The sequence below is a fragment of the Streptomyces sp. NPDC015345 genome, from assembly GCF_043078805.1.
Taxonomy (GTDB): domain Bacteria; phylum Actinomycetota; class Actinomycetes; order Streptomycetales; family Streptomycetaceae; genus Streptomyces.
In genome coordinates, this window is the sequence record NZ_JBIBTX010000006.1 from 201,018 (window position 1) to 220,904 (window position 19,887).

At 71.8% G+C, this 19,887-nt stretch carries 17 protein-coding genes and 1 pseudogene; 9 read left to right on the forward strand and 9 right to left on the reverse strand.

The annotated features are described in order from the left end of the window. Window positions 1-74 precede the first annotated feature (74 nt). The gene (locus ACF062_RS25110; protein WP_392141408.1) at window positions 75-911 is read left to right on the forward strand and encodes a hypothetical protein; all 837 of its coding nucleotides are present in this window, start codon (window positions 75-77) and stop codon (window positions 909-911) included. An 8-nt stretch (window positions 912-919) separates the two neighbouring features. Here the strand turns inward: ACF062_RS25110 and ACF062_RS25115 are convergent, their stop codons facing one another. Further along, the gene (locus tag ACF062_RS25115) at window positions 920-1,648 is read right to left on the reverse strand and encodes a helix-turn-helix domain-containing protein (RefSeq protein ID WP_392141410.1); all 729 of its coding nucleotides are present in this window, start codon (window positions 1,646-1,648) and stop codon (window positions 920-922) included. A gap of 218 nt (window positions 1,649-1,866) precedes the next feature. Between ACF062_RS25115 and ACF062_RS25120 the strand changes: the two genes are divergently transcribed. After that, a complete protein-coding gene (locus ACF062_RS25120; RefSeq protein ID WP_392141412.1) occupies window positions 1,867-2,829 on the forward strand; it encodes an ATP-binding cassette domain-containing protein in 963 nt (320 codons plus the stop codon). Next, window positions 2,826-3,641: an ABC transporter permease gene (locus tag ACF062_RS25125; RefSeq protein ID WP_392141414.1), complete on the forward strand. Its 816-nt coding sequence runs from the start codon at window positions 2,826-2,828 to the stop codon at window positions 3,639-3,641. Before ACF062_RS25120 ends, ACF062_RS25125 begins: the two co-directional genes overlap by 4 nt. A gap of 157 nt (window positions 3,642-3,798) precedes the next feature. Here ACF062_RS25125 and ACF062_RS25130 read toward each other — a convergent pair whose 3' ends face one another. Further along, window positions 3,799-5,583: an ABC transporter ATP-binding protein gene (locus ACF062_RS25130; protein WP_392141416.1), complete on the reverse strand. Its 1,785-nt coding sequence runs from the start codon at window positions 5,581-5,583 to the stop codon at window positions 3,799-3,801. A gap of 164 nt (window positions 5,584-5,747) precedes the next feature. Further along, window positions 5,748-7,451 (reverse strand): ABC transporter ATP-binding protein, encoded by a 1,704-nt coding sequence (locus ACF062_RS25135; RefSeq protein ID WP_392141417.1) that lies wholly within the window; start codon window positions 7,449-7,451, stop codon window positions 5,748-5,750. A gap of 299 nt (window positions 7,452-7,750) precedes the next feature. Here ACF062_RS25135 and ACF062_RS25140 point away from each other — a divergent pair, with 299 nt between their 5' ends. The 5 genes from ACF062_RS25140 to ACF062_RS25160 all read left to right on the forward strand — a co-directional run bounded on the left by ACF062_RS25140 (window position 7,751) and on the right by ACF062_RS25160 (window position 13,044). Continuing rightward, a complete protein-coding gene (locus tag ACF062_RS25140; RefSeq protein WP_392141419.1) occupies window positions 7,751-8,818 on the forward strand; it encodes a FecCD family ABC transporter permease in 1,068 nt (355 codons plus the stop codon). Continuing rightward, complete coding sequence (locus tag ACF062_RS25145; protein WP_392141421.1) at window positions 8,815-9,939, forward strand: FecCD family ABC transporter permease; 1,125 nt, start codon at window positions 8,815-8,817, stop codon at window positions 9,937-9,939. Before ACF062_RS25140 ends, ACF062_RS25145 begins: the two co-directional genes overlap by 4 nt. Then, window positions 9,936-10,817 (forward strand): ABC transporter ATP-binding protein, encoded by an 882-nt coding sequence (locus ACF062_RS25150; protein ID WP_392141423.1) that lies wholly within the window; start codon window positions 9,936-9,938, stop codon window positions 10,815-10,817. The genes ACF062_RS25145 and ACF062_RS25150 overlap by 4 nt, the downstream gene beginning before the upstream one ends. Before the next feature lie 15 nt (window positions 10,818-10,832). Further along, window positions 10,833-12,422, forward strand: coding sequence for an amidohydrolase (locus ACF062_RS25155; RefSeq protein ID WP_392141424.1), 1,590 nt, complete (start codon window positions 10,833-10,835; stop codon window positions 12,420-12,422). Window positions 12,423-12,519: 97 nt separating this feature from the next. Continuing rightward, window positions 12,520-13,044, forward strand: coding sequence for a GNAT family N-acetyltransferase (locus tag ACF062_RS25160; RefSeq protein WP_392141426.1), 525 nt, complete (start codon window positions 12,520-12,522; stop codon window positions 13,042-13,044). 122 nt (window positions 13,045-13,166) lie between these two features. On the opposite strand, the gene argB is transcribed toward ACF062_RS25160, so the two are convergent. Both argB and ACF062_RS25170 read right to left on the reverse strand, forming a co-directional pair. After that, window positions 13,167-14,018, reverse strand: a complete 852-nt coding sequence (gene argB, locus ACF062_RS25165; RefSeq protein WP_392142014.1) for an acetylglutamate kinase — start codon at window positions 14,016-14,018, stop codon at window positions 13,167-13,169. A 217-nt stretch (window positions 14,019-14,235) separates the two neighbouring features. Next, entirely contained in the window at window positions 14,236-15,390 is a 1,155-nt protein-coding gene (locus ACF062_RS25170; protein WP_392142016.1) for an erythromycin esterase family protein, read from the reverse strand. Between the two features lie 169 nt (window positions 15,391-15,559). On the opposite strand from ACF062_RS25170, the gene ACF062_RS25175 reads away from it, so the two are divergent. Continuing rightward, on the forward strand, window positions 15,560-16,288 hold the full coding sequence (locus tag ACF062_RS25175; protein WP_392141428.1) for a TioE family transcriptional regulator: 729 nt from the start codon (window positions 15,560-15,562) through the stop codon (window positions 16,286-16,288). 39 nt (window positions 16,289-16,327) lie between these two features. On the opposite strand, the pseudogene ACF062_RS25180 reads toward ACF062_RS25175, so the two are convergent. The 4 genes and pseudogenes from ACF062_RS25180 to ACF062_RS25195 all read right to left on the reverse strand — a co-directional run. Beyond that, a pseudogene (locus tag ACF062_RS25180) lies at window positions 16,328-16,661 on the reverse strand (response regulator transcription factor); the annotation flags it as partial. Window positions 16,662-16,762: 101 nt separating this feature from the next. Continuing rightward, window positions 16,763-17,095, reverse strand: coding sequence for a hypothetical protein (locus ACF062_RS25185; RefSeq protein WP_392141430.1), 333 nt, complete (start codon window positions 17,093-17,095; stop codon window positions 16,763-16,765). Window positions 17,096-17,227: 132 nt separating this feature from the next. Next, window positions 17,228-17,941 (reverse strand): class I SAM-dependent methyltransferase, encoded by a 714-nt coding sequence (locus ACF062_RS25190; RefSeq protein WP_392141432.1) that lies wholly within the window; start codon window positions 17,939-17,941, stop codon window positions 17,228-17,230. Between the two features lie 307 nt (window positions 17,942-18,248). Beyond that, window positions 18,249-19,685 carry a DEAD/DEAH box helicase gene (locus ACF062_RS25195; protein WP_392141434.1) on the reverse strand — a complete coding sequence of 479 codons (1,437 nt, stop codon included), beginning with the start codon at window positions 19,683-19,685 and terminating at the stop codon, window positions 18,249-18,251. Between the last annotated feature and the right edge of the window lie 202 nt (window positions 19,686-19,887).

Here is a 19,887-nt window from a genome sequence, read left to right on the forward strand (position 1 = left end):
GTCATGCCCTCGCCCGTGCGGGCGCGTCTTTCCAGGGCTGGCAAAATGGGTGGCCCTGATTGAGGAGATGCACCATGACCGCCCGCCCCAGCCTTCTGTACGTGACTGATCTGGCCTACCAGGCCCGGGGGCGGCGCTACTGCGACGAGGACATCGTCCTGTCCACTCGCCTTCGCGCGGACTTCGACATCGCGTTGTGCCACCCGCTCGACGCCGCGGCTTTGATGGATCGTTTCGACGCCGTCGTGGTCCGCAACAGTGGACCGGTGCTGCACTATCAGAAGGAGTACGACGCCTTCCGTGACCAGGCCGTGGCGCGCGATATCCGGGTCTACAACCCGCTGACCGGCCGGGCCGACATGGCGGGCAAGCAGTACCTGCTCGAGCTGACCGAAGCCGGATACCCGGTCATCCCCACCATCGACCGGGCCCAGGACCTGTACCGCCTGCCCGCGGCGGACCAGTACGTGGTCAAGCCGAAGGCCGGGGCGGACTCCATCGGCCTGGACTTCGTGTCCCGGGAGCGACTTGACGGCTTGGGCTACGGCAACATCCTGGTCCAGCCGCGCATCGACTTCCGCTACGAGGTGTCCTTCTACTACATCGACGACACCTTCCAGTACGCCCTCCACGCTCCCGACCCCAGTCGGCGCTGGGTCCTTGAGCCGTACTCGCCCACGCGAGCCGATCTGGTCTTCGCCGGCCGCTTCATCGACTGGAACACGCTCGACCACGGCATCCAGCGCGTGGATGCCTGCCGTACCCAGGAGGGTGACCTGCTCCTGGTCGAGCTGGAAGATCTCAACCCCTACCTGTCCCTCGAGCACGTCAGCGACCAGGCCCGGGACACCTTGGTCACCAGCATGACGGCTTCCCTCCACCGGTTCCTGGACGCCGCGGCCCACGCCTGACCGGTCGGTCAGACAGGATGCGCGGGGTAGACCTTGTGCCAGTGCTGGGCCGACCGGACGAGGTCGTCGATGACGTGAAGGAGGAACTCGCTCGTGTTCTCCAGCCTGGCACCGGCGGGGGTGGTGGGGCCGAGCTTCCGGGCCGCGATCTTGCAGGCCTCGGCGATCCGGGTCTGGGCGCGTGCGCCGGCCATGATGGACTGGAACGCTACGTCGTCGTCGATGACGTAGCGTTCGGCGCGGCTGTGGGGGTCGCGTTCGCGTCTGATGAGCGCCTGGGTTTCCAGGTAGCCGATGGCCTTGGAGATGGAGGCAGGGCTGACGTGCAGACGTCGCACGAGTTCCGCGGAGGTGAGGCTGCCGCTGTCGGTGGTGAAGAGCGCGGCGAGCACCCTGGCCATCATCTGCGGGAGCCCCGCCTGAACCATCAACTCCATGCTCTGCGCGTCCACATCGTCCACGAGTCGTGGATCGCGCCCGCCGAGGTCGTTCCGTCCTGGTGACGGCGACGGTGACGGTGTCGGCGGAGTGGTCTTGCGCTGACGAGTGTGGCGTGCGCCGGCCCGGTGGGCCGCCTCGGCGTGGTAGGCGAGCGGCCCGCCGTTGCGCATCACTTCGCGGGTGATGGTGGAGGTCGGCCGCCCGATGCGGCGGCCGATGGCCGCATAGGTCAACTCCCCGCGCAGCCCCGCAGCGATCTGCTGTCGGTCGTGGAGGGTGAGTCTGTCACCAGGCATCGCGTGTCCTCCGCTGTCGGCGTCGGCGCCAGCTTAATGCAACGCAACGCCGTTGCATTAGTCACCATGGGCGATGCAACGATTCGGGCTCGCTGACCTGCCTTTACGCAAGTTGCATCACGTGAGCGTGATTGACCGCCTTGTGTATGCAACGTAACTTTCGCCGGGTTGTAAAGGCGCTCGCGTGGCGCCGGATCTCACCGACGGGAGTGATGCGCATGGCTACCGATCCAGCCCGACTCGCGGTCGCGGCGACTGCCGTACGCAAGGCGTACGGCGACCACGTGGTGCTCGACGGCATCGACCTCGACATCCCCGCGGGATCCGTCTTCGCGTTGCTCGGCCCGAACGGCGCCGGCAAGACCACCGTGGTGAAGATCCTGTCGACGCTCATCAGCGCCGACGCCGGCGAAGTGCGGGTCGCCGGTCATGACGTGGTCCGGGATCCGGACGCGGTCCGTGCCGCGATCGGCGTCACCGGCCAGTTCTCGGCCGTTGACAGCTTCCTCACGGGCGAGGAGAACCTGATGTTGATGGCCGACCTGAACCGCCTCCCTCGCGGGGAACGGCGGCAACGGGCAGCGGACTTGCTGGCGCGGTTCGATCTGGTGGACGCGGCCCGGAAGCCTGCGGCGATGTACTCCGGCGGGATGCGCCGACGCCTGGACCTCGCCATGACACTGGTCGGCCGGCCCCGTGTGATCTTCCTCGATGAGCCGACCACCGGTCTTGACCCGCGCAGCAGGCGGACCATGTGGGAGATCGTCCGCAGGCTGGTGACCGACGAGGGCGTCACGGTCTTCCTCACCACCCAGTACCTCGAGGAGGCCGACCGACTCGCCGACCGAATCGCGGTCCTGCACCAGGGACAACTGGTCGCGGAAGGCTCGCCGGAGGAGCTCAAACGACGGGCGGGCGGGGGACACATCACCCTGCGCTTCGCCGACCCACGCGGTTACGACCACGCGGCCCGGATGCTGGACGTGGTGTCCCGCAACGACGAGACACGCACCCTGCAGATCCCCGGCCAAGGCGATGTCCGGTCGTTGCGCGCGCTCCTCGACCGGCTCGACCGCGCGTCGCTCACCGTGGACGAACTCCGGGTCCACACCCCCGACCTCGATGACGTCTTCTTCGCACTGACGGGCAACCCGGTCACGGAACAGGAGCCCGCCCGATGAGCACCGCTTCCAGCAGCGTTTCCAGTTCTGTTTCCAACGGCTTTGCCGACTCGGCGACCATGTTGCGCCGCCAGTTGCGGCACATGCTGCGTTATCCGACGCTCATCCTGACGGCCGCCGGGGTTCCGGTGATCTTCCTGCTGCTGTTCGTTTACGTTCTCGGCGGCACCCTCGGCAGCGGCCTTGGCGGGGCTTCGGGCGGCCGGGACGCCTACGTGAACTACGTCGTGCCCGGCGTCCTCCTGATGACCGTGGCGACCGCGGCCCAGGGCACGGCGATCTCGGTGGCCATCGACATGACCGAGGGCATCGTCGCCCGCTTCCGCACCATGGCCATCGCCCGGGTCTCGGTGCTCACCGGCCATGTGCTGGGCAGCCTGATCCAGACCCTGCTGAGCATCGCTGCCGTGACCGGCGTCGCGCTGCTGGTGGGATTCGAGCCGACCGCGGACCTCGGCGAATGGATCGGCGCGATCGGTGTCCTCGTGGTGGTCATTCTCGCGCTCACCTGGCTGTCGGTCGCACTGGCCATGGTCGCCAGGAGCGTCGCCACGGCGAGCAACATGCTGACGCCGCTGATGATCCTGCCCATGATGGGCAGCGGGTTCGTCCCCACCGACTCGATGCCGGCTGGGCTGAAGTGGTTCGCCGATTACCAGCCGTTCACCCCGTTCATCGAAACCCTGCGCGGTCTGTTGATGGGCACCCCTATCGGCGACAGCGCGATCCTGGCCATCGGCTGGTCCACCTTGATCGCGCTGGGCAGTTACCTGTGGGCCAGGAAGCTCTACAATCGCGAGCCCACCAAGTGAGTGTCCTGACGGCCCCACCGGCGCACACCGGCTCAGCGCCGGACCGCACTGGAAGACCGAGAACAAGCCCAGGCCGACGGCGGCCTGCGGGACAGCGGAAAGGGGCTCGGCCCGGTGAGCGGGTCGAGCCCCTGTCGTGTCGGCGGAAGCCGTGTGCTCAGGCCCCTTCGGGGGCCTCCCGGCGGCTGTCGGACCAGGCTGCCCACAGCGCGGCGTAACGGCCGCCGGCTGCTACGAGTTCGTCGTGGGTGCCGGTCTCCACCACGCGGCCCTGGTCGAGGACGACGACGCGGTCCGCGGTCGCGGCCTGGGGGAGGCGGTGCGCCACCATCAGGCCCGTGCGTCCCTCCAGCGCCCGTACGGCCGCCGTCTCCAGGACGCGTGCGCCCGCGCTGCCCGCGTCGGCGGTGGCCTCGTCGAGGATGGCGATGGGCGGGTCGGCCAGCACCAGGCGGGCCAGGGCCAGGTGCTGTGCCTGGGTCACCGTGAGCCGGTGTCCTCCCTCGCCGACGACCGTGGCGAGGCCCTCGGGCAGGGCCTCGGCCCACTCCAGGGCGCCCACATGGGTCAGGGCGGCACGCAGTTCGTCGTCGGTGGCCTCGGGCCGGGCCAGGCGCAGGTCCTCGGCGAGCGGCCCGGCGAACACGTGCACCTCCTGGCTGATGAGGGTCACCGCCCGGCGCACCCCGGCAGGACCCAGCTCCCGGGTGTCGACGCCGCCCAGGGCGATGGCCCCCTCGGACGGTTCGTGGACCCCGGCGATGAGCTTGGCGAGCGTGGTCTTCCCGGCGCCGCTCGCGCCCACCAGCGCCACGCGCTCCCCGCTGCGGATCTCCAGGTCGACGTCGGCGAGCACGGGATGACCCGAGGCGTACGCGTGACCGAGCGCGGTCACCTTGACCGAGCCGTCCACCGGGGCGCTGTTGCCCTGCGGGGTGCGCTCGGCGGGGAGGTTCGACACCCCGATCAGGCGGGCGAAGCTCGCGCCCGCGGACTGCGCGTCGTCGAGCAGGAACAGCGCGGCGTTGACCGGGTTGAAGAGGCTGTGGAAGTACAGCGCGGCCGCGGTGGCCGTACCGATGCTCACCGAGCCGTTGTCGACCAGCGCGAAGCCGGTGCCGAGCACGGCGGCGAGACCGAGGTACTCGGCGAGGTTCAGCCGGGAGAAGAACCCGGTGACGATGTGGATGCCGCGCAGCGCCAGGTCACGCGCCGACGCCGACCGCTGCTCCAGGAGACCGGCGTGCGTGCCGTTCAGCCGGAAGGCGCGCACGGTCCGCACCCCGCCGATGCTGTCGAGCAGCTGGTGCTGCAAGGCCCCGGTGGCGACGCGGTGTTCGGCGTACACGGGGGAGGAACGGCCCAGGTACCAGCGTACGGAGAGCACCTGGACGGGCATGGCCACCAGCGCCGCCAGCAGGAACCGCCAGTCGAGGACGGCGAGTCCGCCGAGGGTCAGCACGATGGTGAGCGCGGAGCGGGTGAACTCCGGCAGCGCCTGGCGCACCGACTTGGCGATCATGGAGACGTCGCTGGTGACCCGGGAGACCAGGTCGCCCGAGCCGGCGGCCTCGACGCGCTCGAGCGGCAGCCGCAGCGCCCGCTCGATGAACTGCTCGCGCACGACGGCCAGAACGGTCTCGCCGAGCCGGGCCACCAGGGCGCTGCCGACGGCCGTCGCGGCGCCGCGGACGAGCGCCACCACGACCAGCAGGACGAGCGGCACCGTCAGCGCGTCGGAGCCGCGCTTGTCCACCACCAGGTCGACGATGTGTCCGAGCAGGGGAGCGGTCAGCAGACCGACTCCGGTGCCGGCGGCCAGGACGACGAAGGCGCCCGCCGTCAGGAGCCGGTGGCCGCGCAGCATGGTGCGCAGCGCGGCCAGGCTCTCGGCGGCGGTGGCGGTCGGCAGAAGCACGCGGTCGGTGCTGTTGGCGGTCATGGTGTCGGCTGTCTCTTCTGTCCCTGCCGGATTCTGTGTCCCTGTCGGCTTCCCCGGCTCCGCCGGGTTCTGAGCCCCCGCCGGCTTTCCTGGCTCCGCCGGATCCGTCCCTGCCGGCTTCTCCTGCTCCGCCGGATTCCGTGTCTCGCTCGCGTACGCGGATGTCATGCGAGCACCGCCGCTCGGTACGCCTCGTCGGCGGCGACGAGTTCGGTGTGCCGGCCCTCGGCCGACACGGCGCCCTCGTCGAGGACGATCACCCGGTCGGTGACCGCGAGGAGCGCCGGGCTCGTGGTGATGAGAAGGGTGGTGCGGCCCTGGCGGGCGGCACGCAGCCGGGCGGCGATCCGCGACTCGGTGACGGTGTCCACGGCGGTGGTCGGGTCGTGCAGGACCAGGACGGGCCGGTCGGCGGCGAGCGCGCGGGCGAGCGCCACGCGCTGGCGCTGGCCGCCGGACAGCGACCGGCCGCGCTCGGCGAGCACCGTGTCCGCGCCGTCGGGCAGCAGCCGGGCCACCTCGTCCGCCGCGGAGGCGGTGAGGGCGGTGTCGACCGCCGCGGCCCCGGTCTTGTCGTCCACGCCCGCCCGCACGTTGTCCAGGAGGCTGCTCTCGAACAGATCGGCGTCGTGGTGGGCGACCAGGACGGCGCGGCGCAGCCCGTCCGGGTCGAGTGCGGTCAGGGGTACGCCGTCGAGCTCGACGATGCCGTTGGCCGGGTCGGACTCCCTGGCCAGGCAGTGCAGCAGGTCGTTGGCCACGGCCGGGTCCTTGGCGACGATGCCGGTCAGGCTGCCCGCCGGGATGTCGAGGTCCACCGCGCGCAGCGTGCCGAGTGTCACCCCGCGCAGCCGGATGTGCCCCGCGGCCCGGTCGGACGGCGTGTCCTCGCCGCCCTCTACGGCGGCGGGCTCGGCCAGTACCTCGGCGATCCGCCGTGCGGAGGCGCGGCCCTGGGCGAACTCGGCGTTGACGTAGGTGAGGAGCTGGAAGGGGCCGAGCAAGAACTGCGCGAGGCCGACCGCCGCCACCAGTTCGCCGACGCTGATGCTGCCGCGCATGGCGAGGTAGGCGCCCACGACACCGATGACCGCGATGAAGACACCGGTCAGGGCGAGGACGGCGCCCTCGTGGCCGGACCGGCTGCGGGCGGCCCTGAGCGCGGCGGCCAGGGAGTCCTGGCTCGTCGTGCGGTAGCGGGCCACGGCGGCCGACTCGGCGCCCATGCCCTTGAGGACCCGCAGCCCCGAGACCAGGTCGGCGGCGACGCCGGAGGCGTGCGCGGCCTGCTCCTGCTCGGTTTCGCTGCGGCGCTCCAGCGGCCGGCTGATGCGGTGCCCGAGCCACAGCAGGGGCGGGATGCCGAGCAGGACGAGCAGTCCGAGCGGGACGGAGATCCTGAGCAGCGCCACCGCGCTGATGACCAGGGCGGCGACCGCCGCCACGCCGTAGGTGAGGACCGTCGCCACGGAGCCCACCCGGCGGGCGTCGTTGGTGGCGATGCTGGTGAGCGCGCCCGGCAGCCGGTTCGCGTCGGAGCCGCCGCGTGGATCGAGGACCCGGGCGCCGAGTTCGAGCCGCAGCTCGTGCGCGGCCTGTTCGCCCGCGCCCTCGGTGATCCGCGCGCTGTTGCGGTAGCACGTGGACAGCACGAAGAAGAGGACCGCGAGCACGAGGAGCCAGCGCAACAGGGCCCCGGAGTCTCCGGTCGCGACGGCCGTGTCGATGGCGACGCCGATGACCACGGGGACCAGGGCCTCGCATCCCTGATGGGTCATGCCGAGCAGGGAGGCGGCGACGATACGGCGTCGTTGCCCCCTGATCGCCCTGCGGAGGACGTGCCCCCCGGTTGGTGCTCCAGCTGGCATGCGGCCCTCCGCGACGATGTTCATATGGGTTAGGTAAGGCTACTCTAAACAGGTGGTGCCCGTCTGTCGCCACCTCGCGCCCTCGACCTCGCGCCCTCGACCTAGCGCCCCAGTCTCGCGTTCCCGACCTCGCGTGCTCAATCTCGCGTTCCTATCGTGACCGCAGGCCATCTCGCGGTGAAGACCCGCGCGTTGACCGGGCCGGATGCGTTCGGTTAGGCTCACCTAAGTCTCAACTTGCCGTGCGCGCCGCGCCTTCACGCGGACGACGCCCGAACTGCCGCCAGGGGGAGTTGTCGTTGTCGGTCGAAACCCGGGCGGTGTCCGAAGGCCGAGCCGCCGTCGCGGCGCCACCCGGAGCGGGCCGGACCGTGAACACCCTGCGGGGCGTGGGCCTGCTCGTGGCGCTCGGCGCCCTGGTCCTTGTCGCGTTGCTCAGCATTTGGGTGGGTACAAGGGGAATTCCCTTCACCGCGACCTGGAGCGCGCTCTGGAACCCCGACGGGTCGGAGACGTCGATCATCATCCACGACTACCGCATCCCCAGAACGCTCCTAGGGCTCCTCGTCGGCATGGCGCTCGGCCTCTCCGGAGCGCTGATGCAGGCGCTGACCCGCAACCCGCTCGCCGACCCCGGCCTGCTCGGGATCAGCCTGGGAAGCGCCGCCGGAGTCGTGGTGGCCATCGCCTTCCTCGGCGTGGGCTCGGTGCTCGGCTATGTGTGGTTCGCCTTCATCGGCGCCGCCGTCGCCTCGGTCGTCGTCTATCTGCTGGGCACTTCGGGACGCAAGGTGGCCACCCCCGACCGCCTGGTCGTCGCGGGCGCGGCGGTCACCGCGGTCCTGTACGCCTTCAACTCCGCGGTGCTGCTGCTCGACCCCGAGGCCTTCGACCAGTTCCGCTTCTGGAACGTGGGCTCGCTCTCGGGCCGGTACTTCGAAGTCGTCTACGCCATCCTTCCCTTCGTCGTCGTCGGCCTGCTGATCGCGCTCTGCCTCGCCCCGTCCCTCAACGCCCTCGCGATGGGTGACCAACTGGGCCGGGCCCTCGGGCTGAACGTCGGCAGGACCCGGCTGCTCGGCGCCCTCGCGGTCATGCTGCTGTGCGGCGCCGCCACCGCGGCGGCGGGACCGATCGGTTTCGTCGGCCTCGCCGTTCCCCACGTCGCCCGGTTCATCGTCGGCCCCGACCAGCGCTGGGTCCTCGCGTACTCGATGCTGCTCGCGCCGGTCCTGCTGATCGGGTCGGACGTGCTCGGCCGGGTGCTCGGCTCGCCGGGCGAGGTCCAGGTGGGCATCATCACCGCGTTCATCGGCGCACCGCTGTTCATCGCGCTGTGCCGTCGTCGAAAGCTGGCCATGCTGTGAGTGCTGTACGCGAGGCGGGCGCTCCCGCAGACGAGAAGTCCCCGGAAGCGGGCGGCAAGAGCGCCGGGCGGTCCCGTCCGGTCATCAGCGGGACGGTGCTCCGCGCCGGGCGCCGCGGCCCCTCCGTACGGGTCCAGGGGCGGGTCCTCGCCGTGACGTGCGTGATGCTCGCCGCGCTGATCACCGTCATGCTCGTCACGCTGACCACCGGCGACTTCGAACTGTCCGTCGGGGAAGTCCTCAAGGCCGTGACGGGCAACGGCTCGCCCGGCGCCGACTTCATCGTCAACACCCTGCGCATGCCCCGCCTCCTGACCGCGCTCTGCGTCGGCGCGGCCCTCGCGGTCAGCGGCGCCATCCTGCAGAGTCTGACGGGCAACTCCCTGGGCAGCCCGGACATCATCGGCTTCACCAACGGTTCGGCCGTCGGCGCGCTCGTCGTCATCACCGTGCTGCACGGCAGCATGGCGCAGATCGCGTTCGGCGCGCTGATCGGCGGGTTCCTCACCGCCGGCGCCGTCTACCTGCTGCTGCTCGGCCGAGGACTCCAGGGCTTCCGGCTGGTCGTCGTCGGCATCGGCGTCAGTTCCCTGCTGCTCTCCGTCAACTCCTACCTCATCACCCGGGCGACCTGGCAGGAGGCCCTGGAGGCGCAGGCCTGGCTGATCGGGAGCCTCAACAGCCGTGGCTGGCAGCACGCGAACGCCATCGGTCTGGCGGTGCTCGTCCTGCTCCCGCTCGCCTTCCTGCTCTCCCGCCGCCTGTCCATGGTGGAGATGGGCGACGTCACCGCCATGGCCCTCGGGGTCAACGTGCCGCGCACGCGCACGGCACTGCTCGTCATCAGCGTCGCGCTCGCCGCCTTCGCCACGGCGGTCACCGGCCCCATCTGGTTCATCGCCCTGGCGGCGCCGCAGCTGGCCCGCCGGCTGACCAGGTCCTCCGGGCCCTCGCTGCTGCCCGCCGCCCTGATGGGCGCGCTGCTGCTGGCCGGCAGCGACCTCTTCGCCCAGCGCGTCTTCGCCCCCACGCTGCTGCCGGTGGGTACGGCGACCGGCACCATCGGCGGGCTCTACCTCATCTGGCTGCTGATCACCGAGTCGCGAAAGAGCCGCGCATGACTGCAACGACCAAGCCCACGCCCCGGCCCACGCCTCGCCTGCGGGCCGAGGACCTCACGCTCTCCTACGACCAGCGGACCGTGGCCACCTCGCTGGGCGTCGACATACCCGACCACTCCTTCACCGTGATCATCGGGCCGAACGCCTGCGGCAAGTCCACGCTCCTCAAGGCCCTCGCGCGGATGCTCAAGCCCCGCTCCGGCCAAGTCTATCTCGACGGCGCGGCCATCGCCTCGTACCGCTCGCGCGAGGTCGCACGCCGCCTCGGGCTGCTCCCGCAGTCCTCGACCGCGCCCGGCGGCATCACGGTCGGCGACCTCGTCGCCCGCGGCCGCTACCCGCACCAGCGCCTCCTCAAGCAGTGGTCCGCCGAGGACGAGGCGGCCGTCACCGAGGCGTTGCGCCAGACCGGCGTACTCGAACTCGCCGACCGTCCCGTCGACGACCTCTCCGGCGGACAGCGCCAGCGCGTGTGGCTCTCCATGGTCCTCGCCCAGCAGACGTCCATCCTGCTCCTCGACGAACCCACCACCTACCTCGACATCGCCCACCAGGTCGAGGTCCTCGACCTCTGCGCCGACCTGCACGCCCGCAAGAAGAACACGGTCGTCGCGGTCCTGCACGACCTCAACCAGGCCTGCCGCTACGCCACTCACCTCATCGTGATGCGGGCCGGCGGCACGGTCGCCGCCGAGGGCGACCCGGCCACCGTCGTGACCGCCGACCTCATCGAGGACGTGTTCGGGCTGCCCTGCCGCATCATCGACGACCCCGAGACCGGCACCCCGCTGGTGGTGCCCGCAGCACCCCGCCGCCACCTGCCCGATGACCCCAGGGACGACGTGCCCACCGTCGCCGCGATGGCCGAGACCAGCTAGGACGGACCGCCCCCGATGCTCTCCACGCGCCTGACGAACGCCCGCTTCCGCACCATGGATCCGGCCCACCCCGTCGCCCACGACGTGGGGATCTGGCGGGGGAGGATCGTGGGCCTCGACGACGCCGTCACGTCGCTGCCCGCCCGCGAGGTCGTCGACCTCCAAGGCGCCACGGTGCTGCCCGGGTTCATCGACAGCCACGTCCATCTCGCGTGGACGGGACTGAAGGCGCGTACGCCGAGTGTGGCGCCCTGCGAACGGGTCGAGGACGTGCTCGCGGTCGTGGCCCGGGCCGTCTCGCGGCAGTCGTCGCCGGATGCCTGGGTATCCCTCGCCGGGTACGACCAGCGGGCGCTGGGACGGCATCTGACCGCCGCCGAGCTGGACCGGGTCGGCCAGGGACGCAAAATCTTCCTGCTGCACGACTCAGGACACGGATGCGTGGTCAACAGCGCGGTCCTGGACCTGCTCCCCGCCGACGTGCCCCACGAGAACGGCTTCCTCGCCGAGGGCGCCATGGGCGCCGCACGCGCGCTCCGCCCGCCGCACACGCAGCAGGAACTCGCGGACGCCATCGCGCATGCCGCCCGGACCTGCCGCGCGGAGGGCGTGACGGCCTGCGCCGAAGCAGGCATCGGCGGCTCCCTGTTCGGCCACGGCCCGGCCGAGCTCGCGGCCTACCAACTGGCGAGGGAGCAGGGCCAACTTCCCCTGCGCATCCAGCTCATGGTGGCCGCGGACGCCCTGCACCCCGTCGCACTGCCCGACGCCGACCACACCCCCCGCGCCCTCGACCTCGGTCTGCGCACCGGATTCGGCGACGACTGGCTCTCCATCGGCGCGCTCAAGGTCTACACCGACGGCGGCATGATGGCGCGCACCGCCGCGCTCACCGCCCCCTACCACGGCCACGACGACACGGACCACGGCACGGGCCACACAGGGCAGTTGCAGGACGACCCGCAGACGCTCGCCGACACCATCGTGGCCGGCCACCTCGCCGGGTGGCAGCTGGCCGTCCACGCGATCGGCGACCGCGCCGCCGACGTCGCCCTCGACGCGCTGGAACGGGCCCAGCGGACCCACCCGCGCCCCGCCGCGCGCCACCGGATCGAACACGCCGGGCTGATCCGCCCCGACCAGCTCGCCCGCTTCGCCCGGCTCGGCGTGAGCGCCGTGGTGCAGCCGAACTTCCTGCGGTACTTCGGTGACGACTACGCGGCGATCATGGGCGAGGACCGGGCCCCGTGGCTCTACCGTGGCCAGGGGTTCCTGGACCACGGCGTCACCCTGGTGGGCAGCTCCGACCGGCCCGTCACGGACGGATCGCCGCTGCGGGCCGTCCAGTTCATGGTCGAGCGCGCCTCGGAGTCGGGACAGGTGATCGGCCCCGACGAGGGCATCACCGTCGACGAGGCCCTGCGCGCGTACACCGTCGGCGGCGCCTTCGCCTGCCACTGGGACGACGGCGCGGGCACCCTCGCTCCCGGCAAGCGCGCCGACCTGGTCGTGCTGGGTGACGACCCGCAGAGCGTCAGTACGTCGCGCATCGGCGAAATCGAGGTCGTGGCGACATACGTCGACGGCCGCGCTGAAATCTCTTGAATTCCTCTGATTTGACGGCGGCTCAGGTGCCCCGGCTGGCTTTTGAAGGTCTACTTAGGGCAGGCTAACCTTAGTTGACCTGGAGGAAGGGAACCTGTTGTCCACGGCCGCCCCACGCCTCGGCGCACCGTCGCCGTGCGCCGCCCCGCCCGCCCTGCTCGCCGTGCGTTCCGCGCGCCCTGGAGACGCCGTCGCCCTTGAGGCGCTGTCCCGGCCGTTCGTCCGCTCGGGAGCGCTGCGCCGACGCCCCTTGTCGCTCTACGCCTCCGACGCGACCGACTTCCTGGTCGTCGAGGCCTGCGACGGCACCCTCGACGGCTGTCTGGGAGTGAGCGTCTACCCCGCCGACCCGGACGAGGGCCGCGGACCGGCCGGCGTCCTCTACAACTTCTGTGTCGCGCCGCGCAGTCAGGGGCGAGGCGTGGGTGTGGCCCTGCTGCGCGCGGCGCTGACCGAGGCCGACGCCCGGTCGTTGTGTGCCCTGTTCACCGCGACGACCGGCGGCGGAGAGCTCTTCCTCCGGCACGGCTTCGCGCCCACCGCGGCGGAACTGGCGCCGCGCGCCTGGGCCGACTCGCTGGACCCTGCCCGCAATTCACGGGTCCTCGCCCGAACCCTCTGACCGCCTCGCGGTGAAGGCGAAGGCGAAGGGGTGGAGGCAGAGGCGAAGGGCGCCTGTATGTGAACTCCGTTCCGGAGGCCGGACTTCACATACAGGCGCCCTTCAGTGTGTCCTGTCGCCGGTCAGGCGTCGCCCTGTTCCCGCTCCGGAACCACGACCGTGCCGTGGCGGACACCGGAGAAGACCCTCCGCGACACGGCGTGCGGAACCCGGCCGTCGAGTACGTGCGCCATGCGTACGCCCGCCCGGGCGGCCCGCAGGCACGCCTCCATCTTGGGCAGCATTCCGCTCGCCAGCTCGGGCAGGAGCTTCTCCAGCTCGTCCGCCGTCAGGTGCTCGATCACCTCGGTGCTGTGCGGCCAATTCGCGTACAGGCCCTCGACGTCGGTGAGCATCACCAGCTTCTCGGCGTCGAGTGCCACCGCGAGCGCGGACGCCGCGAGGTCGGCGTTGATGTTGTAGACCTGTCCGTCCGCCCCCCGGGCGATGGGGGAGACCACCGGGATGCGGCCCTGGTCGAGGAGGGCGGTCAGGGTGTCGGCGTTCACGTCGACGATGTCGCCGACGAGCCCGATGTCCACGGGCTCGCCGTCCACCCAGGCGGCACGTCGCACGGCGGTCATGGTGTGCGCGTCCTCGCCGGACATCCCCACGGCGAACGGTCCGTGACGGTTGATGAGCCCCACCAGCTCCCGCTGGACGCGGCCGGTCAGTACCATCCGGGCCACGTCCATGACCTCGGGAGTGGTCACCCGCAGCCCCGCCTCGAAGCGGACCTCCAGGTCGAGCCGGTCCAGCAGGGCGCTGATCTGCGGACCGCCGCCGTGTACGACGACCGGGCGCAGGCCCGCGCGCAGCAGCTCCACCACGTCCCGGGCGAACGTCCGCTTGAGCTCGTCGTCCACCATGGCGTTGCCGCCGAACTTGATCACCACCGTGCTGCCCCGGAACTCCTTGAGCCGGGGCGCCCGCAGAGCCTCCCCGCTGTCGGTGGAGGGGGTGAAGGGGGCGGCGAGAGTGTCGGGGGCGGGCAGGGAGGGCGTCGTCCTTCGCTCCTGTTCGCTGCCCGGGCCATGGCCGGGCGGAACCGTCACAGGGCGAGGTGTTCGAAGGGCATCGGTCACTTAGCTGAGCCTAACCTAAGCCGATGATGGGTGGAAAGGCGCGGCTCCAGAAGTGCGACGGTCGGACTCACCGCCCGGGGCCGACGTCCTTGACGAACACGAGGCCGTCACTGCCCGCCAGGTGCGCCGGGTCGAGCGCGGCGTAGCCGAACCACGGGGACACGCGCGGCGTTGGCGGCACGTCGTCGAGGGCGGCGGCCAGTCGCCGGGCGTCGACGACGCAGCGGTCCTCCGGGAGCGCGTACAGGAGCCCTTCGACGGTGTCCGGCGGCGGCGCGTCCACACCCTGGTGCCGAATCGTCCCGAGCGCCGTGGCCACGAAGGCGTACTCGTCGCCGAGCCGGGCGCTCGCCAGCGCACCGGCGCTCCACCACTCCACCGGCCCCTGCCACATGCGCATCGTGCTCTTCTCCCGCTGGAGATGGGAGTTCTGGGCATGGACGAGCGCCGGGCCGCGGGCCGCGACGGCGAGGAGGTTGTGCGCCATCATCTGGTCCCGCGCGCTCACCAGCCGGGTCATGCGGGCCGGTGAGGGGTCCGCCATCCAGTGGTGGTAGCGCAGCAGGCCGGTCGCGGTGCGGCCGTACAGGCACGCCCGTTCCCAGTCGTCCCGGGAGGACGCCGCGAGGAGGTGCGGTGTCTGCGCGTCGACAAGCGCCTCCAGCTCGTCGGCGAGCAACCTCAGTTGGCGTGCCTCGGCCGACCGTCCCACGGAACGGGCCGGATCCCGCATCACCGCCGGGTCGGTCCACCGGTCGTCGGCGCCGAGCAGACGGTCGAGCGTCTCCTCGGTGCAGGGCAACAGGTCGGGGTCCACCTGGTCCGAGAGGTACCCGTGCAGCGCCATGAGGGCCTCCCGGGGGCTCTCGGCACCGGTGATCTCCAGCGGGCCGTCGAAGCCGGCGAAGCGGAGCCGGTCCGGCGCGGGCCGACCGTCGTTGAACTCCCGCATCCAGCGCACGAGTTCGCGGTTGCCCGCGAACTCGCCCCAGCCGTGGCTTATCCCGCGCTCCATGACCTCGTCCAGGGTCCCGGCGCCCGAGGTGACGTACTCGTCCACGATCAGGCCCCGCACGCAGTCGCTCTCGATCGCGATCGTCCGGTAGCCCTCCTCCTCGACGAGCTGCCGGAAGAGTTCGTTGCGCAGGTCGAGCAGGGTGTCCTCGCCGTGGGTGGGCTCACCCAGGGCGAGCAGCCGCGGCCGGGCCGGGAGCAGCCTCATGACGGCGGCGGCGTCGACGGCGTGGATGGTGTCGGCGATGTCAGCGGTCTCAGCGGTCTCAGCGGTCTCAGCGGTCTCAGCGGTCTCAGCGGTGTCAGCGGTGTCAGCCATGACCTCAACGGTATCGTTGAACCTTCGGTTGAAACTTTTTCACGGCATCGGCGGGCCCATGGGGAGAAACCTTCAAAACGGCGTGCGGCTCAGGCCGGTCGACCTGGCGCGCGGACACGGCCTTTCCACGCAGGCGGTCAGGAACTACGAGGAGGCCGGCATCCTTCCGGCCGCCGGCCGCACGGCCCACGGCTACCGCACCTATACGCCGCTGCACGCGGGGGCCCTGCGCGCGTTCCTCGCCCTGGTGCCCGGCCACGGCCACCGGACGGCCGCGTCGATCATGCGGGCCGTGAACGAGGGAGCGGCCGACGAGGCGTTCCGCCTCATCGACGAGAGCCACGCCCAACTCCTCGAAGACCGCAGGACCCTACGAGCCGTGGAGAGCGCCCTGCGCGATCTGGACCCCGCCACCGTCTTTGAACCGGTGCCGTCCGCACCCGGCGGCACATTCATCGGGCCGCTGGCCGGGAGACTCGGCATCCGGCCGGCGACGCTGCGCGCATGGGAGCGCGCCGGGCTGGTGCGCCCGAGCCGTGACGCCCGGACCGGCTACCGCGTCTACGACGAGTCCGATGTGCGAGACGCCCGCCTCGCCCACCAGCTCAGGCGGGGCGGCTACCTCCTGGAGCAGATCGCCCCGCTGATCGCCCAAGTGCGGGCGGCCGGCGGCCTGGAGCCGCTGGAGACCGCTTTGCGCGACTGGCACGGCAGGCTCTCCGCCCGCGCGCGGGCGATGCTGACGGGGGCCGCGGAGCTGGAGGCGTACCTCCGCGAACGCGGCTGAGCCCCGGGGCGTACTCCCGCCGAGCGCCGTAAGGGGCGGTCACGTGCGTGGCCGCACCAGACCGCTCTGGTAGGCGATCACCACGGGCTGCGCCCGGTCGCGGGCATGCGGTTCCGTCATGGCCCGCTGGATGTGGCTGCGTACGGTCAACGGGCTGAGGACGAGGTGGTCGGCGATGTCGGCGTTGGACCTGCCGCGGGCGGCCAGCGCCATGACTTCGCGTTCCCGTCCGGGGCGTCATCTTCGGGCATGGCCAGGAAGCGGGTGATGAGCGCCCGTGTCGCCGTGGGGAGATCAGCGAGTCGCCGGCCGCCACGGTGCGGATGCCGGTCAGGAGGACGTCCGGGACCACGTCCTTGCCGAGAAAGCCGCTGGTGCGTTTGCATGAGCCGGGGGCGTCGTCTCCTCCCTGGGGAGGAGGAGCGTACGGGCCCTCCGCGACCGGCGGCGCCACCGCTGGGTGAGGCGAGTGTGTCAGGCGTGGCCGCCGATCCTCAATTCGACCTCGCCGTCCACCCAGGTGAACTCCCTTACGAACCAAGCGCGTTCGCCGATATGGGTGCCCGCGCCGGTTGTGTAGGGCGGCACGGCGAGCACGGGGCCATCCGGCCCGCCGGTGCGCAGTTCGGCGGCGGCCGCGTCGTCGGAGAAGCGCAGGTCCACGCCGATGGACCAGGGGGCGGCGGTGAACGCGTGCGGGTCGGGCAGCCCTTGGAGGCGGCAGCGGGCGCCCGGGAACAGATGCGTGTGAGCACACAGCGCCGGGAAGGTGTTCGCTTCGGTCGGTCCGGTGGCGGGCTGGGGCATGAGGGCTCCGGAAGTGCGGCTGCGGTGGGCCCTGCCCAGTCTGGCGGCGGGGGAGGCCCGGCCGTGGCGTGCCACGGCCGGGCCGGTCGCCGTCACCCGGTCGGAGCCGGGCGGCGGCGTGAGGGGGGCGGGTCAACGCCGACGACGCGCCGCGATGACGTTGTCGTCCAGGGTGGCGGTCTCCCCGCCGGGTCCGGTCGCCTCCCGGGAGCGGGGCTCCGCGATCTCGACCGTCCATTCGCCTTCCGCCAGGGCGAGCCCGGCCAGCGTCTCGGCGGCGGTCGGCAGCTCCACGTCCGGATGGGCCGCGCGGCCCCACGGTGGAACCGAGGCGTGCTCGACGACAAGCAGCAGGCCGCCGGGGGCGACCGCCTCGGCGGCCTGCCGCAGCACTCGTTGCCGGGGGAAGGCGAGGGGTGACTGGAGGAACTGGGCCGAGACCAGGTCGAACCGGCCCGTCGGGAACGACACGCTCAGATCGTGGTGTTCGGTGCGGATACGCTTCTCCAGCCCGGCTGCGGCCGCCTCGGCCCGTACGCCCGCCAGCGCGGTGGGTGAGATGTCGACGGCGGTCACGGTCCAGCCCCGCCCCGCCAGCCACAGGGTGTCACCGCCGGGGCCGCAGCCCAGATCGAGGGCGCTGCCGGTCGGCAGGCCGGCGACGAGTCCGGCGAACACGGCGTTGGGCCGGCCGCGGCCGGGTTGCGTACCGGCGCGGTACCGCTTGTCCCAGAACCGCTGGGCGTCTTCGGACGGCTCGGCGTCGCGCGAGTCAGCGGCCGACGGCCGGACGGCGACGCCGCTGCCGGCCCTGGGGGTGGAGTCAGAGCTTCCTGAGGTAGTCATGCGCCCACTGTGCGGACGCCTTCGCGGTGCCGGAAGATTTCTTGCCGAAAGGGCAAGTTGGCCTCCGGCGGCGGGGCGTTCGGTCTCTGCGGCGGGGTGGTCAGCGCCTGCGGAGGGGCGCCTCCGCGCCCCTGGCGGGACGTTCAGCGCCTGCGGCGGGATGGTAAACGCCTTCGGTGGGACGCCTCGGCGCCCCTGGCGGGACGTTCAGCGCCTTGGTGGGACGCTCACGTCCTCGGCGGGATGCATCAGCTCCCCTGGCGGGGACGTGCAGCGCCCGCGGCGGGCTGGTAAGTGGCGGGACGCCTCAGCGACCCCGGCGGACCATGGCCGCCCTGCGCGCCTCCGCGAGTTTGCGGGCCTCGCCCGACTTGCGGGACTTGCCGCCCGTGCCGCGCGAGGCGTCCTTGCTGGTGCCGATGCCGCGGAAGGGGGCGTTGACGTTCTTGGGCCGGGGCGCGGCGGGACCACCGTCGAGCGGCGTGCCGGAAGGGGCCTTGGCCCCGGTGATCCGGCTCAGCTCCGCCTCGCCGGAGCGCACCTTGGTGACCGTCGGCTCGACCCCGGCCTCGGACAGCAGCCGGCTCATCTCGCGGCGCTGGCCGGACAGGACCAGCGTGACGACGCTGCCGGACTCGCCGGCCCGGGCGGTGCGGCCCGCGCGGTGCAGATAGTCCTTGGGGTCGGTGGGCGGATCGACGTTCACCACGAGGTCGAGGTCGTCGATGTGCAGGCCGCGGGCCGCGACGTTGGTCGCCACCAGGACGCTGATCTGCCCGTTCTTGAACTGCGCGAGGGTCCGGGTGCGCTGCGGCTGCGACTTGCCGCTGTGCAGCGCCGCGGCGTGCACCCCGCTGGCCCGCAGGTGCCGGGTGAGCAGGTCGACGGAGTGCTTGGTGTCCAGGAACAGCAGGACGCGGCCCTCGCGGGCGGCGATCTCGGTGGTGACGGCGTACCGGTCGGGGCCGTGGACGACCAGGACATGGTGGTCCATCGTCGTGACCGCGCCCGCGGACGGGTCTACGGAGTGCACGACGGGCTCGTGGAGGTAGCTCTCGACCAGCTGGTCGACGTCGCGGTCCAGGGTGGCCGAGAACAGCATCCGCTGACCGTCGGGGTGCACCTGGTCGAGCACGTCCGTGACCTGCGGCAAGAAGCCCATGTCGCACATCTGGTCGGCCTCGTCGAGAACCGTGATCCGGACCCGCGCGAGGCGGCAGGCCTTGCGCTCGATGAGGTCGTGGAGGCGGCCGGGGGTCGCGACGACGACCTCGGCGCCCTCGCGCAGCGCGGCGATCTGGCGGCCGATCGACATGCCGCCGACGACCGCGGCCATGCGCAGCCGGAGCGCGTCGGCGTACGGCGTGAGCGCCTCGGTGACCTGCTGGGCCAGCTCACGGGTCGGCACCAGGATCAGGGCGAGCGGCTGCTTCGGCTCCGCGCGGCGCCCGGCGGTGCGTGCGAGCAGCGGCAGACCAAAGGCGAGCGTCTTGCCGGAACCGGTGCGGCCGCGCCCCAGGACGTCACGTCCCGCGAGGCCGCTGGGCAGTGTGGCCGCCTGGATCGGGAAGGGCTCGCGCACGCCCTGTTCGGTGAGGGTGCGCAGGACCGCGGCCGGCAGTTCCAGATCGGCGAAGGAGGTGACCGCGGGCGCGGCCGGGGCCGAGCCGTCGAGGCCGTCGCCAGGGACGCCAGGGGCGCCGGTGGCGATGCTGGCGGTGCCGGGGCGGTCCGTACGCTTCATGTAGAGCCTTCCGCAGAGGAACATACCGAGGAAGGCCCGGCAGGATGGTGGTTGCTGGCAGCAGGGCGAGCGGTCGACGAACACCGCGGCCCCTATGGGGCAGGAGCATCGGCCGTCACGCGCGCACAAACGTCTGAGGGTAACACAGAGTAACACCCCGGCGCGGGGTCGTGGCGCTGACGCCGATCACGGAGAGCTCGCG